Origin of the sequence: Occallatibacter sp. (assembly GCF_049802275.1) — a bacterium.
Taxonomy (GTDB): Bacteria; Acidobacteriota; Terriglobia; order Terriglobales; family Acidobacteriaceae; genus Telmatobacter.
In genome coordinates, this window is record NZ_JBARMD010000385.1 from 1 (window position 1) to 2,675 (window position 2,675).

The following is a 2,675-nucleotide window of genomic DNA, read 5'->3' on the forward strand; positions in this document are numbered from 1 at the left end:
AAGGAGGCCAATGGCCACGATCACAATGAAGGAGCTGCTCGAAGCTGGTGTTCACTTCGGGCATCAAACGAAGCGCTGGAATCCCAAGATGAAGGAATACATCTTTGGCGAGCGCAACGGTATTTACATCATCGACCTGCAGAAGACGCTGAAGCTTTTCAAGGATGCGTCCAAGTTTGTCACTGAGCTGTGCGCGAGCGGCAAGACGATTCTCTTCGTCGGCACCAAGCGCCAGGCACAGGATGCAGTTGCCGAGGAAGCCAATCGCGCGGGGATGCCGTACATCAACCAGCGCTGGCTGGGCGGGCTGCTGACCAACTGGGTGACAGTGCAGAAGTCGGTGAAGCGCCTTCAGGAACTGGATGATATGGCCACGGACGGCCGTTACGAATTGCTGACCAAGAAGGAAGTTATTCGCCTGGAGCGCGAGCGCAAGCACCTCCAAGCCAATTTGGCCGGCATCAAGAATATGAAGCGCCTGCCCGATGCGCTCTTCATCGTCGACTCGAACAATGAGGCGATTGCGGTGAAGGAAGCGCGGAAACTGGGCATCCCGGTGGTGGCGGTGGTGGATACCAACTGCGACCCGACGGTGGTGGATTACGTGATTCCGGGCAACGACGACGCGCTGCGTGCGATTCGCCTGTTCACCTCAAAGATCGCCGATTCGGCGGCCGAGGGCGTGAACCTGGTGGGCGACAAGGCGTTCGCTGCGGAAGAGGCTCCGGTGGCCGAGAGCGAAGCTCCTGCGGCGGCGGAAGCGGCGCCGGTAGAGGACGTCGATTTCGATGCGGCTCTTGGCGCGGGCGTTCGCAAGGCTCCGGCGGCTGAAGCGGTGATCGACGAAGAGGAAGTGGTCGAACGCGCCCTGTAAGTTTTTAAGCAGACCGAGACAAGCGTGGCCGCGCAGTCTGGTTGCCACGCTTTTCTTTTGGGCAGCACCTGCGGTGCGGCCAACTCGGCGAAGCGCGCTGGCTTTGCGGAATGTGATAGCCAGTCGACTGCCGATAGTTTCAACGTAATTTTGAATTGGGGAAAAGAGAAGGAAGCGAGATGAGTGTGGCAGAGAAGATAGATGCAAAGTTGGTGAAGGAACTTCGCGAGAAATCCGGTGCGCCCATGGGCGACTGCCTGAAGGCTCTGCAGGAGACCAAGGGAAATATCGAAGAGGCATTCGTGGTGCTGCGCAAGCGCGGCATGGCCTCTGCACAAAAGAAGGCTGCGCGCTCGACGAACGAGGGCGCGGTGGGCACCTACATCCATGCCGGCGGCAAGATCGGCGTGATGGTGGAAGTGAACTGCGAGAGCGACTTTGTGGCACGCACCGATGACTTTCAGGAATTGCTGAAGGACATCGCGATGCACATCGCCGCCAGCGATCCGCGCTACATCAAGCCCGAGGATGTAAGCGCCGAGGATCTGGAACGCGAGAAAGACATCTATCGCGCTCAAGCAGCCGCGAGCGGTAAGCCCGCGAACATCGTGGAGAAAATGCTCGAGGGCAAGATGGCGAAGTTCTACGAGGAAGTTTGCCTGCTTGAGCAGCCGTTCATCAAGGACCAGGCTATGAGCATCAAGGAATTGATTGCACAGAAGGTTGGCAAGCTGGGCGAGAACATCACTGTGAAGCGCTTCGCGCGCTTCAAGGTCGGTGCGCCGGAGTGGACCGTTTCGCAGACCAAGGCTGTGGAAGCAGCGGCGGAATAAGTCGGCGATCTGAAGAATTCATCCCCCTGGGGGTGGACGCAAGTAGAGGCTCGGAGCATAGGCTCCGGGCCTTTGCTGTTGTACGCGATTGCTGCCGGCGACAGTTTGAATGTCAGGCGAGATGATTGGGAACGGGCTGGGTGCCTCGTCGGCATGGGGCTGCGGCATTTTGCCGGTGACGCGGGAGAGGACGGCTTCGAGGAGTGGCGTAACGCGTGTAAGCTGGCGGGCGCGGATCAGCATGTCCCAGAGCGGCTCGAATTTCTTCCATCCTGATGCGTAGAAGAAGTGCTTCAACTGGTGTTTGAGTGTGCCGTGATGCAAGGATGCCTGCGCGTTTCCGTGAGTAAAGATGAGGCTTGGGCTGGAGTGGGGGGGATCGCGCCGAAGCGGCGTTCGCGGTGTTTGAAGTCGCTGAGCGCGGAGGCAAGGTCGGACTCATCGAAGTCGGGCCACATGCGGGGTGTGAAGACGAGTTCCGCGTATGCAGATTCCCAGAGCAGGAAATCGGAGATGCGCTGCTCTCCGCCCGTTCGGATGAGCAGGTCGACGTTGCCGCTGTTTGCAGTGAGTGCCTCGGTAATGACCGCGCGTATCTGGTCAGGAGAGAGTGATTGTTCTCGCGTGGATTGGGCTGCTGCGAAAGCGACCGCTGCTGCGATCGACATTTGCCCGGAGTAGTCGATGGCTATACGCAGGTGAAGACTGCGGCCTTTGGCGGTTGCGGATTCGGTGCGTTCAATCTCGCGCAGGAGCGGCCCGGGGATGCGATCGCGGCGGCCGATTACCTCAAGACGCGCGTCTTGCTGACGGAGACGCTCGCACTCGAGGCGTAAAAAGGCACGGATGATCCAGAAGATACTTTGTACTTCCTCGGTCGGACGCGCCCAGTTGTCGGATGAGAATGCGTAGAGAGTCAAGACGCGGATGCCCAGTCCGGGCGCGTTTTCGACGGCGCGGCGGACTGC

Annotated in this window: 4 protein-coding genes; 2 read left to right on the top strand and 2 right to left on the bottom strand. The window is 59.4% G+C overall.

The window, feature by feature from the left end:
• Window positions 1-10: 10 nt before the first annotated feature.
• Window positions 11-874 (top strand): 30S ribosomal protein S2, encoded by an 864-nt coding sequence (gene rpsB / locus WA354_RS13550; RefSeq protein ID WP_472813546.1) that lies wholly within the window; start codon window positions 11-13, stop codon window positions 872-874.
• 179 nt (window positions 875-1,053) lie between these two features.
• Complete coding sequence (gene tsf, locus WA354_RS13555) at window positions 1,054-1,707, top strand: translation elongation factor Ts (protein ID WP_472813547.1); 654 nt, start codon at window positions 1,054-1,056, stop codon at window positions 1,705-1,707.
• Between the two features lie 18 nt (window positions 1,708-1,725).
• Here tsf and WA354_RS13560 read toward each other — a convergent pair whose 3' ends face one another.
• Both WA354_RS13560 and uppS read right to left on the bottom strand, forming a co-directional pair.
• Window positions 1,726-2,031: a hypothetical protein gene (locus WA354_RS13560; RefSeq protein ID WP_472813548.1), complete on the bottom strand. Its 306-nt coding sequence runs from the start codon at window positions 2,029-2,031 to the stop codon at window positions 1,726-1,728.
• Window positions 2,001-2,675: polyprenyl diphosphate synthase (uppS, locus tag WA354_RS13565; RefSeq protein WP_472813549.1), on the bottom strand; the 675-nt coding region annotated here is incomplete at its 5' end. The genes uppS and WA354_RS13560, both read right to left, overlap by 31 nt.

What these genes read in the sequence shown, in the direction of transcription:
- rpsB (WP_472813546.1), top strand. Translation starts at nt 11, where the DNA reads ATGGCCACGATCACAATGAAGGAGCTGCTCGAAGCTGGTGTTCACTTC.
- tsf (WP_472813547.1), top strand. Translation starts at nt 1,054, where the DNA reads ATGAGTGTGGCAGAGAAGATAGATGCAAAGTTGGTGAAGGAACTTCGC.